This is a genomic window from Pontibacter silvestris, assembly GCF_020907275.1.
Lineage (GTDB): Bacteria > Bacteroidota > Bacteroidia > Cytophagales > Hymenobacteraceae > Pontibacter > Pontibacter silvestris.
On the sequence record NZ_JAJJWI010000012.1, the window covers coordinates 37,741 to 61,551 of the forward strand.

Genomic DNA, 23,811 nt, shown 5'->3' on the forward strand with positions numbered 1-23,811 from the left:
AAAACAAACTCTTGATTTATCTGAAAGATCAGATGATGCAATTTTAGTTATTTTTTCTGACAATGAGCCAAAAAGTATACCTATAATACTATTGCACCCGATTTTGTTCCGGATAACGGCATATGTGCGGTAAAAGTGTGTGCGGGAGGGACTTATTTGATTTTTTTGTAAAGAAGGCAGGTATTTTTGCTGTTGCCACTTTTAAATTCTACTTTATCCATGATGCGGTTTACAAGGGCTATGCCAACGCCTCCTTTCTTGCCAATGCGGATATGCTCTTCTATATTGGGTTCTTTGTACTTCGCCTGCTGAAATGCCACGCCATTATCTATTATTTCGAACTTAAGCGTGTCTTTCTGCTTATGAATAGCAAGGGTGATTTGTTTGGAGGGATCTTCCTGATTGGCATGGATGATAAGGTTAGCACATATTTCATCCACAGCTAATACGATCTGGTTCATCAGAATATCTGACAGATCAAGTCTGTTCAGATATTCCGTGACAAAATCCCGTATAGGCTTTAAATTTTTTTTAGAACAGCTTACCTGAATAGAATTATTCATCTGCAATGGTCATAGCTTCGTCGTAACTTGACACGATGGTCATTAACAGGTCGAGGCCTAGTATTTCAAACACATTACGCACCTTATCCTGCATGTTAAAGAAGATAAGTTTAATCTGAGCATCTTCGAAGCGCTGCAGGTGAGAAATAAATACACCAAGACCTGCAGAGGAAATGTAATTCAGGTTTTTACAATTAACCAGAATCTTGCTGTATTTCATTATTTCCGGATCAGAAAGCTCCTCGTCCAGCATCACTGAAGAGCTGGCATCCAGCTCACCATCTAGAGTGATGATAATGGTAGAATCCTTGATTTCACGTGTAATTTTCATTGGCATACTTTACGGCTCAGTTATTCATTTAGTTCTGTAGGCTTGAACTTTATCACAAGCAACGTTTGATCGTCATATAAGTTGTCTGGCCCTGTAAACTCTGTTAAATCATTTATAATGGCAAATTTTATATCATCAGCTTCCAGATGATATGTTTGCTTCAGCATGTACAAAAGCCGGTCTTCTCCATATTCTTCGTTTTCTATACTTCGCGCTTCTACAATTCCATCTGTGTAAATAACCATTACATCACCCGGGTTGTAGTCATAATACATTTCTTTGATGTGTTTACTATAGTTCTGGTCGCGGATAATGCCAAGCCCCAGGCCTTCGGTCTGGAAGTAAAAGACTTCATCCATCATGGCGTTGTAGTACAGTGTGTGGCAATGTCCTGCACGTGCAAACTTAAAGCCTTTCATGCTATAATCAATGATATATAGCGAAGAAGTAATAAAAGAAGTTTTCTCAAGGCATCGGCTAAGGGCACTGTTTGCCTGCCGCATAAACTCACTAGGGGCCATGTCCTGCTGCATCAGACCATGAAAAATACCTTTCATCTGAGCCATATGGAAAGCTGCAGAAATACCTTTTCCTGAAACGTCTCCTATTATAATGGCAATCCGTGATTCGCTTAACTGAAGAAAGTCGTAAAAGTCTCCTCCAACTTCCTTTGCTGCCACAGCGTGTGAGCTTATTTCAAACCAGCTATCAGCGGGGAATTTCTTTGGTATCAGGCTTTCCTGTACCTGCGTTGCAATTTTAAGCTCTTCTTTATAACGCTCCGTTTGTAAAGACTCTGATATAAGGCGGAGATTTTCTATAGTAAGTATGGTCTGACTTGTGAAAGTACGTAACACGTTTACAGTTTCACGGTCAAAGCCCTGCTCTATGTCTTTCATTAAATACAGCACACCGAATAAGTGCTGTTTCGACTTTATGGGGAGTATGATCAGTGACTTCCAGGGAAGCGCAAGGTCTCTGAAACCAGCGTTGCGATCTAGGTTATTGTTAATATAGTCAATGTACTTAATGTCGTAGGCCAGCAGCAGGTACCGGATGCGCTCAATATTGTCTTCCGTAATGTTGAGCATATGAGTAACCTGCGGTTCACCGTTACGCACTAATTCAAACCACCCGGCATTGGCATCGGAGGCTTTAATGGTGCTCTGGAACAGCATATCGTACACTTGCGGCTCGCTTTGCCCTTGTTGTATAGACTGGCTTAACCGTTGAAAGTTTATCAGGTCCTCGCTCTTCTGCTCAAAAACACTGGAAGTAGGCAGACTGAACAGCGAAACGAGAAAAGCCGCCAGCGTATACATGCCCACAAACAGCATGGCTAACAGCAGAAATCCTATATTAGTATAGTCAATTACGAGTAACTCTTTTTCTGGTGTATGATAAAAGAAGTGGAAAAAGATATAACAGCTTAACAAAATAGCGCCTAGCAGTACCAGAGAGCGGCTTTTGTTATTGAAAGAAAGATAAGCCACCCACTTCAGGTTTGTACACAGGAAAAGGATGTAGAAAACCAGCAGCGCTAACAGGGGCAGAAATATGTAGCTGGTATAGTTAAAGTTAAACACTGTTATCAGTAGTGTTCCACCTATCAGTAGTTCAAACCAGTTCCAGGCTATCTGCAAAAACTTGTTTTTATGGTAAAGCAGTAGTTGCCGCCAGACATAAAACGCCTTTGCCAGAAACATGACAAGCAGGCCAAACACAACATGGTACACGATATGCAGGAGCAGCGGAGATTGTATGTTGGCATAGCTGGTTATAAGGTTATACCCTATATACAAGGCAAGGCTAAGGTAAGCGGCAACCCCTGCTTTAGAAAACAGGTTCCAGAGGTGCCCAATAAAGTCAATGCCTCTAAGACTGTCGGCGTTAACGCGATGGTAGAGAAAAGTTGAGACTATAAAAACAACTATAAACAGGTTGTTGATATAGGGTAATGCAAATTTTACTGCACCTGGTTGCCTGGCACTCTCTGCCGCTAATAGTATGTTAGCCAACAGCAAAGCCCAGCTAATGGTAGCGATGGTAACTAGTAAAGATTTTGCATTAGTCTTGTATAGCATAGAACGGAAAACCGTATTTAGTATTTGCTGTGACAAAATATGGCTTTTCTGAGACTTAATTTGAGTGAAAGGTAAGGAATTTTTTTTCTCTTTAGCCAAAGCGTCTGGGTGTGTTTGCAAAAACACCTAGCATAACGTAAAAATACAGGAGTTGGTTAGCCTGTTAAAGGCACCAACTCCTGTTCAGAAATAATCTAAATAAATTAGCGGCTATAGTTAGGAGCCTCACGCATAATCTGCACATCGTGCGGATGACTTTCGCGTAAACCGGCACCGCTTATCTTAACCATTTTGGCCTTTTGAAGGTCCTCTATGGTTGGCGTTCCGCAATAGCCCATACCTGCTTTTATACCACCTGCCATCTGGTAGATAACTTCAGCAACCAGGCCTTTGTACGGCACTTGACCCACTATGCCCTCTGGTACAAGCTTTTTGACATCGGTCTCACTGCTCTGGAAGTAACGGTCTTTGGAACCTTCTTCCATGGCTTCTACAGAACCCATGCCCCGGTAAGTTTTATATTTACGTCCTTCGTAAATGATAACTTCACCTGGAGCCTCCTCTGTACCAGCCAGCAACGAACCAATCATAACAGTGCTGGCACCACCAGCCAATGCTTTTACAACATCTCCAGAGAATTTAATACCACCATCGGCAATTACTGGTACACCTGTGCCAGCCAAGCCTTTGGCAGCCTCCATTACAGCAGATAACTGCGGCACGCCTATGCCGGCAATAACACGTGTGGTACAGATGCTCCCCGGGCCAACACCAACTTTTACTGCATCAGCGCCTGCATCTGCCAGCGCTTTGGCTCCATCGGCAGTAGCCACATTGCCTGCAATCAGGTCCAGGTTAGGGAACGCTTCTTTTATCTTGCGCACCGCATCCAATACTCCTTTTGAGTGACCGTGTGCTGTGTCTACGCTTATTACGTCTACGCCTGCTTCTGCCAATGCTTTTACACGATCCAGTACATCAGGCGTTACACCTACGGCAGCTCCTACACGCAAGCGGCCATACTCATCTTTGCAGGCGTTTGGTCTGTCTTTTTTCTTCAGTATGTCTTTGTAAGTAATCAAGCCAACCAGTTTGCCGGCTTCATCTACAACAGGCAGCTTTTCAATTTTATATTGTTGCAGAATATCTTCTGCTTTCGCCAGGTCAGTGCCTTTCGCAGCAGTTATCAGGTTGTCCTTTGTCATGATAGCGGCCACTGGTTGCGTCAGGTCTTTCTCAAAACGGAGGTCTCTGTTTGTTATGATGCCAGTAAGGAGACCGTCATTATTAACAATTGGAATACCACCGATGTTGTTCTCGGTCATGATCTGTACGGCATCGCCCAGTGTCGCCTTTTCGTTTAGCGTGATTGGGTCCATAATCATGCCGCTTTCAGAGCGTTTCACTTTACGTACCTGCTCTGCTTGCTTCTTAACCGACATGTTTTTATGAATGATACCAATACCACCTTCCTGTGCCATTGCAATAGCTAAGTCGGCTTCGGTAACAGTATCCATAGCCGCCGATAAAAGTGGAATATTGATACGGATATTCCGCGTCAACTGAGAAGAAGTGTCAGTGTCTTTAGGAAGTACCTCAGAGTAGGCTGGGAGTAGAAGCACATCGTCATAAGTCAGTGCTTCAAATATAATCTTAGACTGATCGGAGATCATGGCAAATAAATTTAGGGGTTCTTATTTGCCGCGTAAAACTACGAAAACTTATTTAAATAATTCTGATATAATTACAAATAAAATTTTCAAGATCAGTAAAAATCTTTTTATGATGAATGCTGAAGGAAAGAAACAGTATTCTGCTACAATCAATACCTTATCATTTCCGGATCTATTTCCATAGCCCAGGCATGAATGCCACCCTTCAGGTTTAGCAGGTTATCATAGCCAAGGCGTTCTGTCAGGTAATGAATAGCCTGGGCGCTACGAAACCCATGATGGCAGATGACAACAACCGGTATGTCTCTACGAATACGACTTGCCTGCTTGGAGAGCTCACCTAACGGAATAAGCTCTCCACCCAGGTTGCAGATCTCAAACTCCTCTGGTTCACGCACATCCACTAACTGTACCTTATTGCTCCTGGCTAATCTCTCTTTTAACTCCTTAGCGGTAATTTCATCCATCATCTTTTTGTACTTTTATCTGCCAAAAATAAGCTAAAGTTGTTACACCTTTTGGCGTTTAAGTTGCAATTCACAAACTTAGTAACGATTTTCTTTTAACAAGCAGATATTCCTCTGCGAATTTTATGATGGACATTTTAAATAATATTTCAGAAAGCCTGAAAGTCATAAGCGCTTATGAAGCTGTTGGCTGGATAACAGGCATAGCATGTGTATGGTTGGCCGCTAAACAAAACGTGTGGACGTGGCCGCTTGGCATTGTAAGCACAGGCCTTTATGTGGTGGTGTTTTACAGCGTAAGACTTTATGCCGACATGGGGTTGAATGCTTTTTATTTTATAACAAGCATTTACGGGTGGTATATATGGCTTTACGGCGGTAAAAATCATACTGGGCGCAAAGTTGGCCGGGTTAGGAAGAAAGAGATGCTGCTGCTAAGTGTTACAGGGCTCATTTTTACACTAGGGTTAGGCTACTTTCTGGAGAACTATACCGATGCAGATCTTTCTTATACAGACTCAGCAACTACAGCTGTAAGCTTGGTCGGCTACTGGATGATGGCAAAAAAACAGATTGAGAATTGGGTGGTCTGGCTGGTAGTAGATGTTGTTTATGTAGGAGTGTATGCTTATAAAGGTCTTTATCTGACTAGCTTCTTGTACTTTATTTATTTGATATTGTGTATAAAGGCCTATGCCGATTGGAAGGAAGAACTGGATGAGCAGCAAAAGGAAGAGTTAGCGTTTAAACTTTAGTTATTGTACTGTTTTTAGCATCCCAGTAGATGCTGACAACGTACATATTAAAACTAATTCGATATCGCGGACCTGCAGAGGGCGCACCATGTTTAACTTAACAGTGCAGCACCATGAAACAAAGGAAGTTAGAGTTACCAGCTGAGTTGAAGTATGAGAATCGTTTAAAGTGGGGATATGAGTCACCAGATGAGGAGCCTAAATATGTTTTATTAAGGCAGTATGGCGACAGAAAGCCAAAAGAGGTGGAGGTGTATAATTTTTATGGTTATAGTTTTTCCGAAAACTAATGCTTTATACAATTTAAATTACTTTTACTATTATAGCAGCAGTTACCCGGTACTTATGGAGTAACTGTAGTTTGAGGTGTTGCAATGGAACCATGTTCGCTTTGTAACACCTCAAATTTTTTAAGCTTGCTTTCAAGCTGCTTCATATAACATGAACTGCCATAGGTACAGTCTCTTTGAAGCTAATAAAAACTAGGAATAATTTTAGCTTACTTTGCGCATGCTTAAAATTGCCATTACAGGCCCTGAATCAACGGGCAAATCTACTATATCTGAAAAGCTGGCGCAGCATTATAATACAGTGTGGGTTCCGGAATATGCCCGCAGCTATGTTGGTAACCTGAACAGGCCTTACAACATAGAAGATGTAGAGGCTATCGCCAAAGGACAGTTGGAACTGGAACAAAAGCTATTGTCTGATGCTAACAAGCTTATTTTTGCCGATACCGACCTGGTTGTAATAAAGATTTGGTGTGAACATGCTTATGGCTACTGTCCCGACTGGATTCTTGAAAAGTTACGGCAACAAAACTACAACCTTTACCTGCTGATGGGCGTTGATTTGCCTTGGGAACCGGATCCGCAGCGAGAGCACCCGCATCTGCGACAGTTCTTTTATGACTGGTATAAACGGGAACTGATAACCTTAGGAGTGCCTTTTGTAGAGATCTCTGGTCAGCATGAAGCAAGATTACAGCAAGCGTTGCAGCATGTGGGTACCCTCATCCATAAAAATAACCAACTATAGCAGTATTATGTTATATTTTATCGAAAACGAAAACTACAGAGTAGGAGTCGAGAGCCTGGGTGCCGAGCTACACAATTTTATAAAAGTTGATGAACAGATAGACCTTATATGGTCTGGTAACCCGGAAGTATGGTCGGGCCACGCGCCTAACCTGTTCCCTATTGTAGGAGAGCTCCCAAACCAGGAGTATACCTACGAAGGCAAAACTTATAACATGAACCGACATGGCTTTGCCCGTAGAAAAGAATTTAAGCTGGTAGAGGAGGAGATTGATAAACTGGTGTTTGAGTTGGAAGCAGATGAGGAAACGCGGCAGCAATATCCGTTTGAGTTCAGGTTTTTAGTAGCTTATAAGCTAACAGGGGGTAAGCTAAATATTACCTACTTAGTGAGCAACGAAGATGAAAAAACAATGTATTTTTCTGTTGGAGGTCACCCAGGCTTCAATGTGCCTTTGCATCCGTATGAAAAGTACACCGACTACTACATAGGTTTTGAGGAAGAAGAGACTCAAAGCCGCCATCTGGTGGATGAAAATGGCTTGCTGAATGGCGATACAGAGCGGGTACTGGACCAGACTAACATGCTGCCATTAGAACATAGCTATTTCTATAAGGATGCAATAATCTTCAAGCGTCTGCAGTCTAAGAAAGTTATGCTGGGCAGCCGCACTAATCCGCTTCGCGTGGAAGTAGCATTCGATGGATTTCCTTACCTGGGTATTTGGTCTAAAACACCAGCGGCTCCGTATGTTTGCATTGAACCATGGTGTGGCGTAGCCAGTAGTATAGGCGACAGCGGTGAACTAAAAGAGAAGGAGGGCATCAATGAACTGGCTCCTAAGCAAACTTTTGAGCGTACTTTTAGCATTGCCATTCTGCAGGTAGTATAATCAGAGAGTAAGATCACTGTAAAAAAGCATTAGCCCCAGCTGTTAAGAGAACAGTTGGGGCTAATGCTTTTTCCGTTTGTTAAACATTCATTGTAAAGATGGTTCCGGAAACTTCGGGACTTTAATCTTTCTCAAATCATATTCCGGTTCAAAATCATTAATCGGTAATGATACACCGGGTGGGAGGTCCAAATCTGGTAAATCGTTTCCTAATGGCTCTCCTCCGTCATCGTCACTGTCTGTGGATGGAGGTCTTTTATATTGTTTACGTGGAGTAAAAGCGTAATATGCCAATATAGTAAGTAGCGCCATTGTGTAAAGTATGCTGATCATCATCACGTCGTCTTCTTCTTTTTACTACAAAATTTTCATCGTGTCAGCATGTTTCAGCTATAAAGCCTTATAACAGAGGTATATGAAAATGCTGCCTTTTAAGAATATCAACGTACTTTTTTGAGTAATGGTTATTGCCTTTGCTCAAAAAATACATACTTCTTAGTCATCTAAAAGTTCATGTTGGTTTAAGCATATTTTACTGCCTGTTGGTTTAACGGAAAAAGGGCTTTACCTTTGTTACAGTTTAGGGGTGCCTTATAACAACGGGCTGAGATTATACCCATTGAACCTGATCCGGGTAATGCCGGCGAAGGGATAACAAAGGAAACAAAAAGTAACAGGACGCTACCCCCTGGCATGCCTGTAGGTTTCATTAAAATATTCTATTGCATATTTCTACCATGAAGAATTTCTTAGTTGCGATGGCAGTCATGCTGTTGCCGTTGCCGTTGCTTGCTCAGTTTAAGCTGAGCGGGCGTGTAACAGATGCCGCCAAAGGTGAAGTGCTGTCAGGAGCCAATGTAGTTTTGGAGAATCAGGGTACTGGAGTGGCTACCGGATCTAATGGCTACTACGAGTTTCTAAGTTTATCGCCAGGCAACTACACTCTACGAGTAAGCTATCTGGGGTATGCGCAAGAGCAGCGACAAATTGTTATTTCCGCAGACACTCGTCAGGATTTTGTGCTGGGGCAGAATAGCCTGCATGCAGGCGAAGTAGTGGTGTCGGCTACACGTGCCAACGAGAAAACGGGCACTACTTTTACCAATGTAAGCCGCGAGCAGATAGAAGATCGTAATTTTGGGCAGGATTTACCTTACCTGCTGGAGCAAAGCCCTTCGGTAGTCGTAAACTCTGATGCAGGAGCAGGTGTTGGCTATACAGGTATCCGTATACGTGGCTCTGACATCACACGCATCAATGTAACGGTAAATGGTATTCCGGTAAATGATGCCGAAAGCCATGGAGTGTTTTTTGTGAACATGCCTGATTTTGCTTCTTCGGTGCAGGATATACAGGTGCAGCGTGGTGTAGGAACTTCTACCAACGGAGCCGGAGCTTTTGGGGCCAGTATAAATATTCAAACGCAGGAAGTGCGAAGGGAAGCCTACGCTGAAACAGATAATACGTACGGTTCTTTCAATACCTGGCGAAACAACGTACGCTTCGGAACAGGCCTTATCAATGGGAAGTTCGCATTTGATGGCCGTCTTTCCCGCATTGTGTCAGATGGCTATGTAGACCGTGGCTCCTCAAACCTGAAGTCTTTCTATTTCTCGGGTGGTTACTACGGTGACAAAACTTCTGTAAAGTTCGTTACCTTTTCAGGCCAGGAGAAAACGTACCAGGCATGGTATGGCACACCAGAAGCTTTAGTGTATGGGAATGCCTATGATCTGCAGGCCTATATTGACCGCAACTACATTACCGGGACCGATTTGGAAAACCTGTTAAGTTCAGGCCGCCGCTACAACTATTACACCTACGACAACGAGACAGATAATTACCAGCAAGACCACTACCAATTACACCTGTCGCACGACTTTTCTTCTGTGCTAAGCTTTTCAGGTGCCCTGCATTACACCTATGGAAGAGGCTATTATGAGCAGTTCCGTGCCGATGACGACTTAGCAGATTACGGACTGGCTGATGTTGTGATTGGAGACGAGGCTATAACAAGTACCGACCTAGTTCGCCGCCGCTGGCTCGATAATGATTTCTATGGAGCTACTTATGCCTTGCAGTATAACCCGAGTAACCGCTTGAATGCTACCTTAGGTGGTGCCTGGAACAAATATGATGGCAGCCACTACGGAGAAATTATATGGGCACGTTTTGCTTCAAATTCAAACATCCGTGACAGGTACTACGATAACGATGCTCAGAAGACTGACTTCAATATTTTTGCTAAGTTAAACTATAGTCTTACAGATAAGCTGAATGTATTTGGAGATTTACAGCTGCGCACCGTTGGCTATTCTTTCTTAGGTTTTGATAATGACCTTGATAACATTACGCAGGATGTAAACTATACTTTCTGGAACCCGAAAGCCGGTGTTACTTATAACCTGCAGCCGGAGCACCAGTTATATGCATCTTACGGTACTGGTAACAGAGAGCCGGTACGCGATGACTTTACAGAATCTACTCCAAGTAGCCGGCCAGAACATGAAACACTGCGTAATTTAGAGGCTGGTTACCGGAGCACAATTGGTCTAGGGGATGTAGGCAATAAGCGCCTGGCAGCGGAGCTAGCGTTAAACTACTTTTACATGGATTACAAGAATCAACTGGTGCTGACAGGGCAGATTAATGATGTAGGTGGCTATACCAGAACGAACATAGACAATAGCGACAGGCAAGGAGTGGAGCTGGCCGGAGGCCTTAGTTTAGGCACCTTTGCTTCTCTTACTACTAACATCGCCTATACTCAGAATAAGATTGATGGTTTTAATGAGTTTGTGGATGACTATGATACAGGTGATCAGGTTTTGAATTTTTACAATGAGTCTACCATTGCTTTCTCACCTGATTGGGTTACAACCAGCAAACTGGAAGCAGAAGTGCTGAAAGGCCTACGTGCTGCTTTTATATTTAAAACTGTAAGCAAGCAATACCTTGATAACACCGAAAACGAGAGCCGCATTATTCCTGCTTACCAGGTAGGAGACCTGCGTTTCCGCTACAGCGTTGGGTTTAAAAATGTTCTGAAAGAGCTGGAGTTGGGGTTGTTGATAAATAACGTGTTTAATGAAAAGTATGCTGCCAACGGTTACACTTTCAGCTACATTGCCGGTGGAAGCCAGACTACGGAAAATTTTTACTATCCACAGGCTACACGTAACTTCCTGCTGTCGTTAGGGCTGAAGTTTTAAGTTGTTCATCTAAACTACTACTAAAGAAGAGCCTTGCCAACTACTGGTAAGGCTTTTTTTATGAAATGTAGTCGAAAGTGCTAACTTGCTACATGTTGATAACTAGGGAATGTTTCGTTAACGAGTACCAAAAATGAACATCAACAAAGGAAAACAAAATATATAAGAATGGCCTACGAATCTGCAGGAGCACCTGATTATTATAATGTTGATGATCTGCTAACAGATGAGCACAAGCTTATCCGCCAGACCATGCGCAACTTTGTGAAGCGCGAAATATCGCCATATATTGAGCAGTGGGCACAGGATGTGCACTTTCCTTCCGAAATTGTTAAAAAGTTCGGTGACATAGGAGCTTTTGGGCCAACCATTCCAACTGAATATGGCGGTGGCGGCCTTGACTACATCAGCTATGGTTTAATTATGCAGGAGATAGAGCGAGGCGATTCCGGTATGCGCTCAACTGCATCTGTGCAGGGGTCGCTGGTTATGTATCCTATTCATCAGTATGGCTCCGAAGAGCAGCGCAGAAAATACCTGCCTAAACTGGCAAGTGGAGAGTGGCTGGGCTGCTTTGGCCTGACTGAGCCTGACCATGGCTCTAACCCCGGAGGCATGGTTACTAATTTTAAAGACATGGGCGACCATTACCTGCTTAACGGTTCTAAAATGTGGATATCAAATTCACCGGAATGCCAGGTGGCGGTAGTGTGGGCAAAGAATGAAGAGGGGCGCATAAAAGGCCTGATTGTAGAACGTGGTACGGAAGGTTTCTCAACACCGGAGATACACAATAAATGGAGTCTCCGCGCCAGTTGCACCGGTGAATTGGTGTTTGATAACGTGAAAGTGCCAAAAGAAAATCTGTTACCTTATGCAGATGGTTTAAAGGGGCCGCTTAGCTGCCTTGATTCAGCCAGGTACGGCATTGCCTGGGGAGCTATTGGCGTGGCTGTAGATTGCTACGAATCAGCCAGGAAGTACGCCTTACAGCGCCACCAGTTCGGCAAGTCCATTGCAAGTTTCCAGCTTGTACAAAAGAAACTGGCAGAAATGCTGACAGAGATAACAAAAGCACAGCTCCTTGCCTGGCGCTTAGGTACCTTAAAAAATGAAGGTAAAGCCTCTACACAGCAAATCTCCATGGCAAAACGCAACAATGTAGACATGGCCTTACATGTAGCCAGGGAGGCAAGGCAGATACATGGTGGCATGGGCATTACAGGTGAGTACCCGATTATGCGCCACATGATGAACCTGGAATCTGTTATCACTTATGAAGGTACGCATGATATTCACCTGTTAATTACTGGTAATGATATTACGGGTATCCAGGCTTTTAAATAATAGCTAGGCGGCCTTAGTTTGGTGTTGTGGATGTAGTGAGTTATCTGAATACAGAGCTATTATAGAAGCTAAGTCAGGTCCCAAAAAGGCTTTGCTAAGCAGTGGGATAACAGTACACAAATAATAAAGCCTCACTTTTAAAGTGAGGCTTCTTTGCTGTAGGGGGAGGAGTCGAACCTCCACGGAGTAGTTAGGCAAATGTCTTTGTACTAGTAATTAGGTAAAGTAGCTGCTTTATCCCATAACCTCCACCCCCGAGATAGGAGGGCTTGTCTGCCAGTTTCAACACCCTACATTGTTTGTCGTTACTGATGATACAAACGTACAAAGTTTTATTTTTGTTTGCAAATATTTTAATAAAATTAATTATGGGTTAGTTATTTTATTAAAATATAGGTGTATGTTTAATTAAATTATAATATATAGTAATAAGCTTCTAGTATGATGTGTACTGGCTATGATTTTACATAGTCATAGCTAAATTAGAATTACTTAGGGGAAATATGATTTGCTAATAAGTTTAGATTTTAGAGCCTTATTATAAAATAATTAGCAAAATTAAGTAATTTCGTCTACGGATTTGGAGCGATTTAAGCACATAAACTGTTACCTTTAAGAGCAACAAAAACTGAAGTTAAAGTTTAGAAATACAACATGAGAGAAGACTATCTCACTGGCGAGAATGAACGCATGACGCCAGCCGACCGCGATATAGATAAGGCTCTCCGTCCACTCAGCTTTCATGACTTTGCTGGTCAGGATAAGGTGGTGGAGAACCTGAAAGTGTTTGTGCAGGCGGCGAAGCGTAGGGGGGAAGCGTTGGACCATGTGCTACTACATGGCCCTCCTGGTCTTGGTAAAACTACCTTATCACATATTATTGCTTCAGAGCTGGATGCCAATATTAAAATGACATCTGGGCCTGTGCTGGACAAGCCCAGTGACCTGGCAGGTTTACTTACTAACCTGGATGCAAATGATGTCTTGTTCATTGATGAGATTCACAGGCTTAACCCCATTGTAGAAGAATATCTGTACTCGGCAATGGAAGACTATAAGATCGACATCATGCTCGATTCTGGTCCGAATGCCCGTTCTGTGCAGATTAGCCTGAACCCATTTACACTGATTGGAGCCACGACACGCTCAGGGCTCTTAACAGCACCTTTACGTGCGCGTTTCAGTATTAACTCCCGTTTGGAGTACTATGATGCAGCCCTGCTAACGTCTATTGTAAAACGCTCGTCAGCTTTATTAGGAGCGCCCATACATGAGGATGCTGCTTTTGAGATAGCCCGTCGTAGCCGCGGTACGCCCCGCATTGCGAATAACCTGTTGCGCCGTACCCGCGACTTTGCTCAGGTAAAAGGCGACGGCACAATAACGGTAGACATAGCTAAGTTTGCCCTGAATGCTCTCGACGTTGACCATAACGGACTGGATGATATGGACAACCGCATTCTGCTTACTATTATTGATAAATATAAAGGTGGTCCTGTTGGTATTTCTACTATAGCGACTGCCTGTGGCGAAGAAGCCGAAACCATTGAAGAAGTATATGAGCCATTTCTGATACAGGAGGGCTATATTAAGCGTACAGCACGAGGCCGTGAAGCAACAGAGTTAGCTTACCGCCATTTAGGCAAAATACCTCCGCAACAAGTAGTTGCCGGAGGGCTGTTTAATCAATCTTGAAGTAATTAATTGTTTGGATAAACAAAAAAGCAGGTTCAAAGCCTGCTTTTTTGTTACCGGTTAGAGCAGACCTCAAGCTTTAAGATAACTTAAAACGGATTTATTTTAGCTTAACTTTGTTTACCCGGAGGAAGAGAACTTTTTATGAGGGCAGACATATTTTGAATAAAGAGAGATACACACATCTGATTAAGCAGAAGGCACAGGAGTTAGGCTTCATGTACTGTGGCATTTCTAAAGCAGAGTTTTTGGAAGAGGAGGCTCCAAGGCTGGAGCGCTGGCTGAACCAGAATATGCACGGACAGATGCGTTACATGGAGAACCATTTTGACAAGCGCCTGGACCCACGCCTATTGGTGGAAGGAGCTAAATCAGTAGTGTCTTTAATGCTGAACTATTTTCCTGAGGAAACGCAGCCAGAGGAGGATACCTACAAGATATCGAAGTATGCGTACGGTACAGACTACCATTTTGTAATAAAAGATAAGCTGAAAGAGCTGCTTAGTTATATTAATGAAGAAATAGGAGAGGTAGGTGGTCGTTGCTTTGTAGACTCGGCTCCTGTGCTGGACAAAGCCTGGGGCCGGAAAAGCGGGCTTGGCTGGGTAGGCAAGAACAGCAACCTTATTACACCACAGGTAGGAAGCTTCTATTTTCTGGCCGAGCTGATAATTGACCTGGAACTGGAATATGATGGACCTATAAAGGATTATTGCGGGTCGTGTACCCGTTGTTTAGATGCCTGCCCAACAAATGCCATTGTAGAGCCCTATGTAGTAGACGGAAGCAAATGCATCTCTTACTTTACAATTGAGCTAAAGGACCAGCTACCGCAGGAAATGAATGGAAAGTTTGGTAACTGGATATTTGGCTGTGATGTATGCCAGGATGTCTGTCCCTGGAACCGGTTTAGCAAGCCACATAACGAACCTGCCTTTGCGCAGCACCCGCACTTAAAGGACATGAAAGCCTCAGATTGGCAGGAGCTGACGCAGGAAGTTTTTTCGCAACTGTTTAAGAAGTCTGCAGTGAAGCGTACAGGCTATAAAGGTTTGTTGCGTAATATTCACTTCGTTCAGGAGAATGCTGATGAAGAGTAATTTATGCTGTTGTTTTAGAAAAGACTTTGTTCAGTATAACCAGGTACACTCCTGAAAAAGTATCGTAGCACCATTGCTTTAGCTGCTGCAATTCTTCTTTTACTAATACTTTTAAAGCTTTCCTCAACTCTTTTTCAAATAGCATTCTATCAAAGCTTACTTTCAATAAAATGGTTTTTACGTATTCTAGCATGATCTTCTAAAAAGAAAAACTGTTATGTTATCTGATACGTGCAAGCCTGAAAAAGTTAGCGTCATCATGAATAGTTCATATCACCAAGCCTCACGTATTTTGTAGCTTCGTTATATGATACAAAGATATAAAACAAACATTAGTTAGCAAATATAATTTTGTGTTTTAGAGCTTTGATAAGTATTGTAGCAGTGTTCTACTTTGATTTTCAAATTAATAGTTTGAAGTTAGCAGGAAGAACATTAAGTTATATAATCTGCTTTCCAACTAACTGCAGATGCTGAACTCTTTTCTTACTAGCTGTCTTAGTTCTTTAAGGAGAGAAAAGCTCAGCATTATCACTAATAAGCTTCTTGTTTCGACACTACAGGTTGCCCTTAAAGTGCAGCGCATAATATTTCCCAATTTTATCTTAACCGCTTTTGAACACAACGTACCATGACCTGATGGCAAGTAGGCTCTTTTTATTGCAAAAAGGTAAAAAGGCTTGTAACACAAAAGGAGAATTGTAGAGGTAGAATGGCAGGTGCTAATAGGAGCCTAAACTAAAAAAGGACAATGAAAGAAGCCTCTCTTAAGTAGTTCCTTATTTCTACAAATGAGAGGCTTTTATCGGAATACTTAAATTTCTACAGTCCAAACATTCTTGGTAGCCAAAGGCTTAGTTCAGGTATATAGGTTACTAAAAGTAAGGCGACAACCATAGCTAAAAACATGGGCATCAAGGGTTTTATCACCTTGCTTATACTTATATCAGCTACGCCGCAGCCTACGAACAACACAGAGCCTACAGGAGGAGTGCAAAGACCGATGCATAGGTTCAGCACCATCATAATACCGAAGTGAGTAGGATTAACACCTAAAGTGGTTACCACTGGTAAAAAAATCGGGGTAAAAATCAGTACAGCCGGGGTCATGTCCATAAAAATGCCCACGAAAAGCAGGATTAAGTTAATGATGATAAGCACAACAATCTTATTGCTGCTAACAGACAACAGGGCCTCGCTCACCCCCTGAGGAATGTTTGCAAAAGACATTACCCACGACATGCCCATAGATGTACCAATCAGAAGCATGACAATAGCCGTGGTGATAACTGTTTGGATGAGAATGTCGGGGAGATCGGTTACTTTAACCTCACGATAAATAAGCAGGGAGAGTACCAGTGTGTATAGTACAGCAATTGCTGAGGCTTCTGTGGCTGTAAATATACCTGCTATAATTCCTCCTATTACCACAATCAATAGCAACAGGCTTGGGATAGCGTCCAGAAACTTCTTTAGGACCACTTTTAGTGGTGTTCTGTCGCCTACAGGGTACTTGTTCTTATAAGCAATAACACCAGCAACAATCATTAAGGTAAGGCCAACCAGCAGCCCCGGTACATAACCTGCCACAAACAATGCCGCAATAGAAACGCCTCCACTTGCCAGAGAATACACAATCAGGATATTACTCGGCGGTATAATCATGCCTGTGGTTGCTGAGGTAATGTTTACGGCTGCGCTAAATGGCCTGGAATAACCCTCTTTTACCATACGGGGATTCATAATGCCTCCTATGGCAGACGCTGCAGCTACAGCAGAGCCAGAAATAGCTCCGAAAAGCATACAAGCTAGTATGTTTACATAAGCTAAGCCTCCCGGCAAGGTGCCAACCAATCCTTTGGCAAAATCGATGAGGCGAGTGGCTATCCCGCCCCTGTTCATGAGCTGCCCGGCCAGAATAAAGAAAGGAATTGCCAGCAAAGAGAAGCTATCCAGGCCGGTAGCCATTCGTTGGGCAAGTGTGGTAAAAGCTGCCTCAGGTGCTATGCTTACAAGCATGGTCAGGAGTGCAGATATTCCAATGGAAAAGGCAATGGGTACACCCAAAACCAGTAAAACAATAAAACTGATAACTAGTACTATTACTTCTGTAAATTCCATTTGCGCTAATTTTTACATAGAAGCCTTTTGGCCTTTTTAGGTTGAGTAAAAGATCATATTCCTGTGTAAGAAATTTGCTTAAGCAAGCTCCTTACCTATTTCCTCCGGCTCTTCCTGTTTCTCCGACAGGTTTACAATACTATAGTAAATAATGATTAACCCGCTTAGGGGCAATACGGAGTACACATAACCTAGTGGAACGTTTAGAGATGCTGAGGTTTGTTCCAAAGTAAGCGTGATATAAACCAGCTTTATTCCGCCCCATACCATCACAAAAAAGGCAAAGAGAGCTACAATAAGGTGGATGAAGATATTGAGGTTCCTTTCCTTTTTGCCATGAAGCTTTGAGGGGAGAATATCTATCGCTAAGTGCATTTTTTTACCTGTTACATAGCTGGCTCCTAACAGGCCTACCCATATGAGAAGGTACCTTGCCAGCTCATCGGTAAAGGAACTTGGAGAGCCCATCAGGTAACGGGAAGCAACCTGCCAGAGCACATTTATGACCATAAATGCCATCAGCACAACCAGTACTATATATAAGACCGCATCAAATTTTTTTCTAAACTTCATAAGGACAGACTATTATTGGTTCAACTGCTTGTTTGGTTTCTGTGTCTCTTCAGCAGCCTGTATTCTCTGGATCAGCGCGTAAACTTCTGGCTCATCTCTGTAGGTTTCGTACATCGGCTCCACTAAATCGGCAAAAGGCTCTTTCGGAGGATGAATAATCTCTACTCCTGCCTTCTTCACAGCTGCCAGCGCCTCTTCTTCTGCTTCGTGCCAAAGCTTCCGCTGCACCACCTCCGACTCCTCTACCGCCTCCTGTAGCCATTGCTGCTCCTGTGGCGAAAGGCTGTTCCAGACGTTCGAACTGATCATCAGAATATCCGGTACCATGGTGTGTTCGTTCAGGGAAAAATATTTTGCTACTTCATAGTGCCGCGAGAGGTAAAAGCTTGGCGAATTGTTCTCTGCTCCGTCAACCACCCCCTGTTGCAGAGCAGTGTACAATTCTCCCCAGGATATAGGAGTGGCGGATCCTCCGAAGCTGTTTACCATGTTAATGGCAGTGTTACTGTCCTGTACCCTGATCTTCATGCCACGAAGGTCTGCTGGCTTATTGACAGGTTTTTTGGTGGTATAGAAGCTTCGGCTACCTGCATCATAAAAAGTAAGACCGTGTAGCCAGTATTGTTCTCCTTCTTTTAGCAAGTCATTACCTATGTCCCCTTCTAGAACCTGGTAGTAATGCTCCTTACTCTTAAAGATGTAGGGCAGGCTGAGCACCTTAAAGTTTGGAGAGAAACTTTCCATAACAGCAGCCGATATTTTTGTCATGCCAAGGCTCCCGATCTGCAACAGCTCCAGGCACTCTCTTTCGGTACCAAGTTGTGCGTTAGGGTAAATGCCTATAGTTAGTTTGCCTCCAGATTTTTCTTTCACTTTATCGGCCATAAACAGCATGGCTTTATGTACAGGGTGTGACGTGTCTAATGTGTGAGCCAGCTTAATTTCTTTTGTTTGTTTTTCCTTCTGGCACGAGGTAGTTGCCAGCAGCATAATCAAGCAGATCAGGCTCAGGAGGAGCCGGGCAGGCTTGGTTGTTGCGCAAGGCAGTTGGCTTTTCGGTAATCGTAACATGATACTTTAATTTTTTAGTTTTAATCGCAGAATTCAAAGTCCTGCTTGTTTAGAATGTTATCAGACAACCTATCTGGACTTCTGTTTCTTGGACCTGTTTCAAGCTTTTTTGACTTCTGATTTTTAGAGCTTGCGAAAGTTCGTAAGGCACAAGGGTACATGTTTTGCTTAGTAGGATCAACTAAACTTTAATCAATAAGCTATCAGAATTAACCAGGACTAAAAAAGCCGGGATTTATAGCCAAGTTGAGGCAGATAGTTTTACCTGCTCATCCGGTTATAAATACCAGTTATCTTTTCTATAGTAACGCAATTTTTTTTAATCATTGGTCCAGGTTTTCTTGGTGAAAGTTTTTTCGTGCACCAGTTGACATCATACTTCTACTTGCTTCATTTTAGGTGACAAAAAGTGCATCAGAAGCCAGGCTGCAAGGTAAGCTAAGCCACAAATAGTGAAGATCACATTGTAACCGCCTATAATATTATCTGCGCTTTTGTAAGAATCCAGAATGTTTCCTACCAGCCACGGGAAAAGAAAGCCACCTAAAGAGCCGGCCATGCCACCTATGCCTACTACTGAACTCACTGCTCTTTTAGGAAACATATCAGAGGCTGTTGTAAAAATATTGGCGCTCCAGGCCTGGTGTGCCGCAGCTGCCAGGCTGATAAGGGCAACCGCTACCCAAACGTCTGTGGCATAACGTGCTGCCATAATAGGCGTTACACACAAAGCAAAGATGAACATTGCTGTCTTTCTTGCCTTGAAAATCGGCCAGCCTTTTTTTATAAAATAAGATGATAAATACCCCCCGCCTATACTACCTACAGTTGTAGCTGTATAAACAACAGCCAAGTGCAGACTTGGCTTCGACAAGTCAATGCTAAAGGTGCTGGAGAAGTATGATGGCAACCAGAACAGGAAGAACCACCAGATAGGGTCTGTCAGCATTTTGCCGAATATGAAGGTCCAGGTTTGTCTGATACCGAGCAATTTACCCCAGCTAACGGAGCCTTTTGCCTCCACCACTGCCTGTTCGCTGTCGCTGTGTATGAAGTCATATTCAGCAGCCGTTAAACGCTTATGTCTCGAAGGTACCTCATACAAAAGCCACCAAAAGATAAGCCACACGAAGCCTATCGCGCCGGTAATAATAAAAGCTTCTTCCCAACCGTAAGCACCCAGAATAGCCGGAACCATAACAGGAGCGACCACAGCGCCAATGTTGGCGCCGGAATTAAAGATACCAGTAGCTAAAGCTCTTTCCCGCTTAGGAAACCACTCAGCTACAGCTTTGATAGCCGCTGGAAAATTACCAGCTTCACTCAAGCCTAAAGCGGAGCGTGCTACTCCAAACCCAAACGTACTTTTAGCCACTGCATGAAACATAGCTGAAACACTCCAGATAACTACGGAAATGGTGTAGCCCAGCTTTGTCCCTATTCTGTCAACAAGGCGACCAAAGAACAGCAGGCCTAACGCATAGGAAGCAGAGAAGGCCATCACAATACGGCTATAATCCTGTTCGGTCCAGTTAAACTGCTGTTCCAGAGTGGGCTTAAGCAAACCTATTACCTGTCTGTCGAGGTAATTTATTGTGGTGGCAAAGAAGAGTAAAGCTACTATTACCCAACGGTAATTGCCTATTTTAGGCTGATTAACAGGTTGGTCTACTGATGGTGCTGGCTGGGTTAAAGGCATGGCTTAGCATCTTTTGGTTAAGAATTATTTTTACATGATTTTACTAACTCTAATGCTTTGATTGTTGAATTATACAAATGTTCGTATTTCTTATTAGCAAGTACATCTTTGCTGATGAGTTTACTGCCCATACCTACCGCACAAACTCCTGACTTAAACCAGGTACTAATGTTGTCTTTGTCTATTTCTACTCCGCCGGTTGGTATGAAAAGCTGCCCTGGGAAAAGGTCTTTGATGGATGAGACAAAGGCCGGGCCTATTACATTAGCAGGGAAAATTTTAATCAGCGCTGCACTGGCTTGTTGGGCAACATGAATCTCTGTTGGAGTAAAGCAGCCTGGTATCCAGAGTAAGCCTGCGTCATGTGCTATATTGCCAACCTCAGGTACAACTATAGGACTAACAATATAATCTGCTCCTGCCTTTATAAAAGCCTTTGCTTCTTCTTCCGTTTTAACAGTACCTATGCCTAAATGAAGGTCAGAATACTCTTTGCCTAATTCAGACTTCAGGTAAGTGAAGTTCTCAAGAGCCGCAGCTCCACGATTAGTGTATTCCAGTGTCTTAACACCAGCTTTGTAGAGTGATTTTATTATTTCCAGGCTTACTTCCGGGCTCTCGTAGAAGAACAGGGGCAGGAGGCCCTGGGCCAGAATAGCATTTAAGGCACTTTCTTTACTTTGCATATGATGTTATGGTATCTTTAATTTCTGCTACCGTACTTGTTGTAGCATCACTTTCTATGAACAATTTTTTAAAGGCTGCAGCCGTTGCAAATTCGAGTGTTTCTTTTGGTGAAAGCTGGTTATAAAAGCCGTAGATCAGGCCAGCCATAAAGCAGTCGCCGCTGCCTACCTTATCAAGAATCTTATCGACCAGGTACTCCTGTGAAGTGATCAGTTTACCTTCTATAAAAAGAGTCGTGTAGTAACGGATGCCCTGCTCATAATCAAACCTGAACGTGTTGGCGACCATACTGCAATTTGGAAACATGCTCTTTATCTGTTCAGAAGTCAGTTGGGCATGTTTCAGTAAGCTTTCCTTATCCCGTTCAGCAATCATTTTCTCATCCAGCGTAACGCCCAGCATAGTGTTTGCCGCCCAGATATTCCCCATAATCAGGTCGCAATATTGAGCCAGGGCTGGCATTACCTCAACTGAGTCTTTGCCATATTTCCACAGTTTAGCTCTGTAGTTCAGGTCCAGCGATATTTTAATGTTCCTTTCTGATGCCGCTTTTAAAGCCTCTTCGCAAACATCGGCCACAGCCTGGTTAACGGCCGGGCAAATAGCGCTGAAGTGGAACCAACTTACTCCGTTAAATACAGCATTCCAGTCGATAGTGCCGGGAGTAAGATCTGCGAATGCCGAGCCTGCTCTGTCGTAAATAACGCCTGCGTTCTTCAGGTCCTTTCCTTTTGGAAGATAATACAGACCAACCCTGCTTCCCTGAAAAACGATAGTATCTGTTTGTACCTGCTTCTCCTTGAGGTAAGTAATCAGTTGCTCAGACAGGAAGTTGTCAGGCAGAGCTGTAAAGTAAGCAGAAGGAACATTCCAGAGGGCCAGCGCCGTGGCCACATTGGCCTCTGCACCGCCTACATAAAAGGGTAAATTATTTTCTTTAAGCCACAGCCCATCTGCATCAGGACAAATTCTCAGCAGCAGCTCACCAAATGATAGTACTTTCCCCATGGAAATTATCTAAAAGTTGAAGTAAGACTTGGCGTTATTATAGCTGATGTTCTCTACCATCTGGCCGATCCAGTCCATCTCGCTGGCTGGCAACTCGCCATTTTCTACATCATTGCCAATCAGGTTACACAGAATTCTTCTGAAATAATCGTGTCTTGGATAAGACAGAAAGCTTCTGGAGTCGGTAAGCATGCCAACGAACCGGCTCAGAAGGCCCATATTAGAAAGAGCATTCATCTGTTTTTCCATACCGTCCTTCTGGTCCAAGAACCACCAGCCTGAGCCAAACTGGATTTTACCCGGAGTAGACCCATCATTGAAGTTACCAACCATGGTAGCGAATACTTCGTTTTGGGTAGGGTTCAGGTTGTAAAGAATGGTTTTGGCAAGCTGATTTGTAGTATCTAGGCTGTCCATGAACTTAGACAGCGGCTGTGCTATATCGAAATCACCGATAGAGTCAAAGCCAGTATCAGGACCAAGTTCACGCATCATGCGGCTGTTGTTGTTGCGAAGCGCACCCAGGTGAAACTGCTGTGTCCAGCCTTTCTCGTGGTCCATCAGGGCCAGGTGCATCAGCATAGCTGATTTAAACTTCAATATTTCGGCTTGGCTGAGGTGCTGTTTGTTCAGCGCTTTGTCGAAGATATTCTTGATTTCTTCGTCCGTGTAATCCTCGGCGTAAATGGTTTCTAACCCATGATCGGAGAGTCGCCCTCCCTGTGCATGGAAGAAATCATGGCGTTGCTTCAAGGCATCAAGTAGTTGCTGAAAGTTCCCGATAGAAATACCCGATGCTTGCTCCAGCTTTTGAAGGTAAGCAAGGTATCCATCGTTTTCGATAGCCATGGCTTTGTCTGGCCTGAAAGTCGGAAGCACTCTTGTTTCAAAACCATCAGCCTTTATTTTCTGGTGGTGCTCCAGGCTGTCTATCGGGTCATCAGTGGTACAGATAACATTAACCTTCATTTTACGTAGGATGCTTCTCACGCTGAACTCATCAGTCTGCAGCATTTCGGTACAGGCATCATAAATTTCACGGGCAGTTTCAGGCTTAAGGATTTTTTCTATGCCGAAAGGCCGCTTTAGCTCCATGTGTGTCCAATGGTAGAGCGGGTTGCGCATCGTGTAAGGTACCGTTTCGGCCCACTTCTCAAACTTGGCATAATCGTCTGCATCGCCGGTGCAGTACTTTTCGGCCACTCCGTTGGTACGCATAGCTCTCCATTTGTAGTGGTCGCCTTCCAGCCAAATTTTAGTAAGGTTTTTAAATTTTCTGTCTGATGCTATGTCTTCCGGCGGCAGGTGGCAATGGTAATCAATAATAGGCATGTCTTTCGCATGCTCATGGTAAAGTCTCTGTGCCGTTTTGGTTTGTAGTATAAAGTTCTCGTCTAAAAATGACATGATGTTTCTTTTTATGATTTAAAACTAAAGTCTCAGGAAAAACTATCTTTGACAGCCTGGCATTGTTCAAACCCACCAAAGCTGATGA

The 23,811-nt window shown here is 43.3% G+C and carries 21 protein-coding genes and 1 riboswitch; of the genes, 8 read left to right on the forward strand and 13 right to left on the reverse strand.

What is annotated here, in order from left to right; all coding sequences use genetic code 11:
- Positions 1-152: 152 nt before the first annotated feature.
- The 5 genes from LN995_RS12330 to LN995_RS12350 form a co-directional block, all read right to left on the reverse strand.
- Positions 153-563 (reverse strand): ATP-binding protein, encoded by a 411-nt coding sequence (locus LN995_RS12330; RefSeq protein ID WP_229961381.1) that lies wholly within the window; start codon positions 561-563, stop codon positions 153-155.
- A complete protein-coding gene (locus LN995_RS12335; RefSeq protein ID WP_229961382.1) occupies positions 556-894 on the reverse strand; it encodes an STAS domain-containing protein in 339 nt (112 codons plus the stop codon). The genes LN995_RS12330 and LN995_RS12335 overlap by 8 nt, the downstream gene beginning before the upstream one ends.
- Positions 895-914: 20 nt before the next feature.
- Positions 915-3,014, reverse strand: a complete 2,100-nt coding sequence (locus tag LN995_RS12340; RefSeq protein WP_229961383.1) for a GAF domain-containing SpoIIE family protein phosphatase — start codon at positions 3,012-3,014, stop codon at positions 915-917.
- A 167-nt stretch (positions 3,015-3,181) separates the two neighbouring features.
- Entirely contained in the window at positions 3,182-4,651 is a 1,470-nt protein-coding gene (guaB, locus tag LN995_RS12345) for an IMP dehydrogenase (RefSeq protein ID WP_229961384.1), read from the reverse strand.
- 149 nt (positions 4,652-4,800) lie between these two features.
- Complete coding sequence (locus LN995_RS12350; protein ID WP_229961385.1) at positions 4,801-5,121, reverse strand: rhodanese-like domain-containing protein; 321 nt, start codon at positions 5,119-5,121, stop codon at positions 4,801-4,803.
- Positions 5,122-5,243: 122 nt separating this feature from the next.
- On the opposite strand from LN995_RS12350, the gene pnuC reads away from it, so the two are divergent.
- The 8 genes from pnuC (at position 5,244) to queG (ending at position 15,157) form a co-directional block, all read left to right on the forward strand.
- A complete protein-coding gene (pnuC, locus tag LN995_RS12355; protein WP_229961386.1) occupies positions 5,244-5,873 on the forward strand; it encodes a nicotinamide riboside transporter PnuC in 630 nt (209 codons plus the stop codon).
- Positions 5,874-5,986: 113 nt separating this feature from the next.
- Positions 5,987-6,163 (forward strand): hypothetical protein, encoded by a 177-nt coding sequence (locus LN995_RS12360; RefSeq protein WP_229961387.1) that lies wholly within the window; start codon positions 5,987-5,989, stop codon positions 6,161-6,163.
- A 220-nt stretch (positions 6,164-6,383) separates the two neighbouring features.
- Entirely contained in the window at positions 6,384-6,911 is a 528-nt protein-coding gene (locus LN995_RS12365) for an AAA family ATPase (RefSeq protein WP_229961388.1), read from the forward strand.
- A gap of 7 nt (positions 6,912-6,918) precedes the next feature.
- Entirely contained in the window at positions 6,919-7,803 is an 885-nt protein-coding gene (locus tag LN995_RS12370) for an aldose 1-epimerase family protein (RefSeq protein WP_229961389.1), read from the forward strand.
- A gap of 572 nt (positions 7,804-8,375) precedes the next feature.
- Positions 8,376-8,472: riboswitch (TPP riboswitch) on the forward strand.
- Positions 8,473-8,540: 68 nt separating this feature from the next.
- On the forward strand, positions 8,541-11,015 hold the full coding sequence (locus LN995_RS12375) for a TonB-dependent receptor (RefSeq protein ID WP_229961390.1): 2,475 nt from the start codon (positions 8,541-8,543) through the stop codon (positions 11,013-11,015).
- A gap of 168 nt (positions 11,016-11,183) precedes the next feature.
- Entirely contained in the window at positions 11,184-12,362 is a 1,179-nt protein-coding gene (locus tag LN995_RS12380; protein ID WP_229961391.1) for an acyl-CoA dehydrogenase family protein, read from the forward strand.
- Between the two features lie 654 nt (positions 12,363-13,016).
- Positions 13,017-14,057 carry a Holliday junction branch migration DNA helicase RuvB gene (gene ruvB, locus LN995_RS12385; protein ID WP_229961392.1) on the forward strand — a complete coding sequence of 347 codons (1,041 nt, stop codon included), beginning with the start codon at positions 13,017-13,019 and terminating at the stop codon, positions 14,055-14,057.
- Between the two features lie 161 nt (positions 14,058-14,218).
- Complete coding sequence (gene queG / locus LN995_RS12390; RefSeq protein ID WP_262910478.1) at positions 14,219-15,157, forward strand: tRNA epoxyqueuosine(34) reductase QueG; 939 nt, start codon at positions 14,219-14,221, stop codon at positions 15,155-15,157.
- Position 15,158: 1 nt separating this feature from the next.
- On the opposite strand, the gene LN995_RS12395 is transcribed toward queG, so the two are convergent.
- The 8 genes from LN995_RS12395 to uxaC all read right to left on the reverse strand — a co-directional run bounded on the left by LN995_RS12395 (position 15,159) and on the right by uxaC (position 23,723).
- A complete protein-coding gene (locus LN995_RS12395) occupies positions 15,159-15,350 on the reverse strand; it encodes a hypothetical protein (RefSeq protein ID WP_229961393.1) in 192 nt (63 codons plus the stop codon).
- Positions 15,351-15,979: 629 nt separating this feature from the next.
- Complete coding sequence (locus LN995_RS12400) at positions 15,980-17,278, reverse strand: TRAP transporter large permease (RefSeq protein ID WP_229961394.1); 1,299 nt, start codon at positions 17,276-17,278, stop codon at positions 15,980-15,982.
- Between the two features lie 78 nt (positions 17,279-17,356).
- Positions 17,357-17,851 (reverse strand): TRAP transporter small permease, encoded by a 495-nt coding sequence (locus LN995_RS12405; protein WP_229961395.1) that lies wholly within the window; start codon positions 17,849-17,851, stop codon positions 17,357-17,359.
- Positions 17,852-17,863: 12 nt separating this feature from the next.
- Positions 17,864-18,922 (reverse strand): TRAP transporter substrate-binding protein, encoded by a 1,059-nt coding sequence (locus LN995_RS12410; RefSeq protein ID WP_377469214.1) that lies wholly within the window; start codon positions 18,920-18,922, stop codon positions 17,864-17,866.
- A gap of 373 nt (positions 18,923-19,295) precedes the next feature.
- Positions 19,296-20,621: an MFS transporter gene (locus LN995_RS12415; RefSeq protein WP_229961396.1), complete on the reverse strand. Its 1,326-nt coding sequence runs from the start codon at positions 20,619-20,621 to the stop codon at positions 19,296-19,298.
- A 17-nt stretch (positions 20,622-20,638) separates the two neighbouring features.
- On the reverse strand, positions 20,639-21,307 hold the full coding sequence (locus tag LN995_RS12420; RefSeq protein WP_229961397.1) for a bifunctional 4-hydroxy-2-oxoglutarate aldolase/2-dehydro-3-deoxy-phosphogluconate aldolase: 669 nt from the start codon (positions 21,305-21,307) through the stop codon (positions 20,639-20,641).
- Positions 21,297-22,316 (reverse strand): sugar kinase, encoded by a 1,020-nt coding sequence (locus LN995_RS12425; protein WP_229961398.1) that lies wholly within the window; start codon positions 22,314-22,316, stop codon positions 21,297-21,299. Before LN995_RS12425 ends, LN995_RS12420 begins: the two co-directional genes overlap by 11 nt.
- A gap of 9 nt (positions 22,317-22,325) precedes the next feature.
- On the reverse strand, positions 22,326-23,723 hold the full coding sequence (gene uxaC, locus LN995_RS12430; protein ID WP_229961399.1) for a glucuronate isomerase: 1,398 nt from the start codon (positions 23,721-23,723) through the stop codon (positions 22,326-22,328).
- Positions 23,724-23,811: the final 88 nt, after the last annotated feature.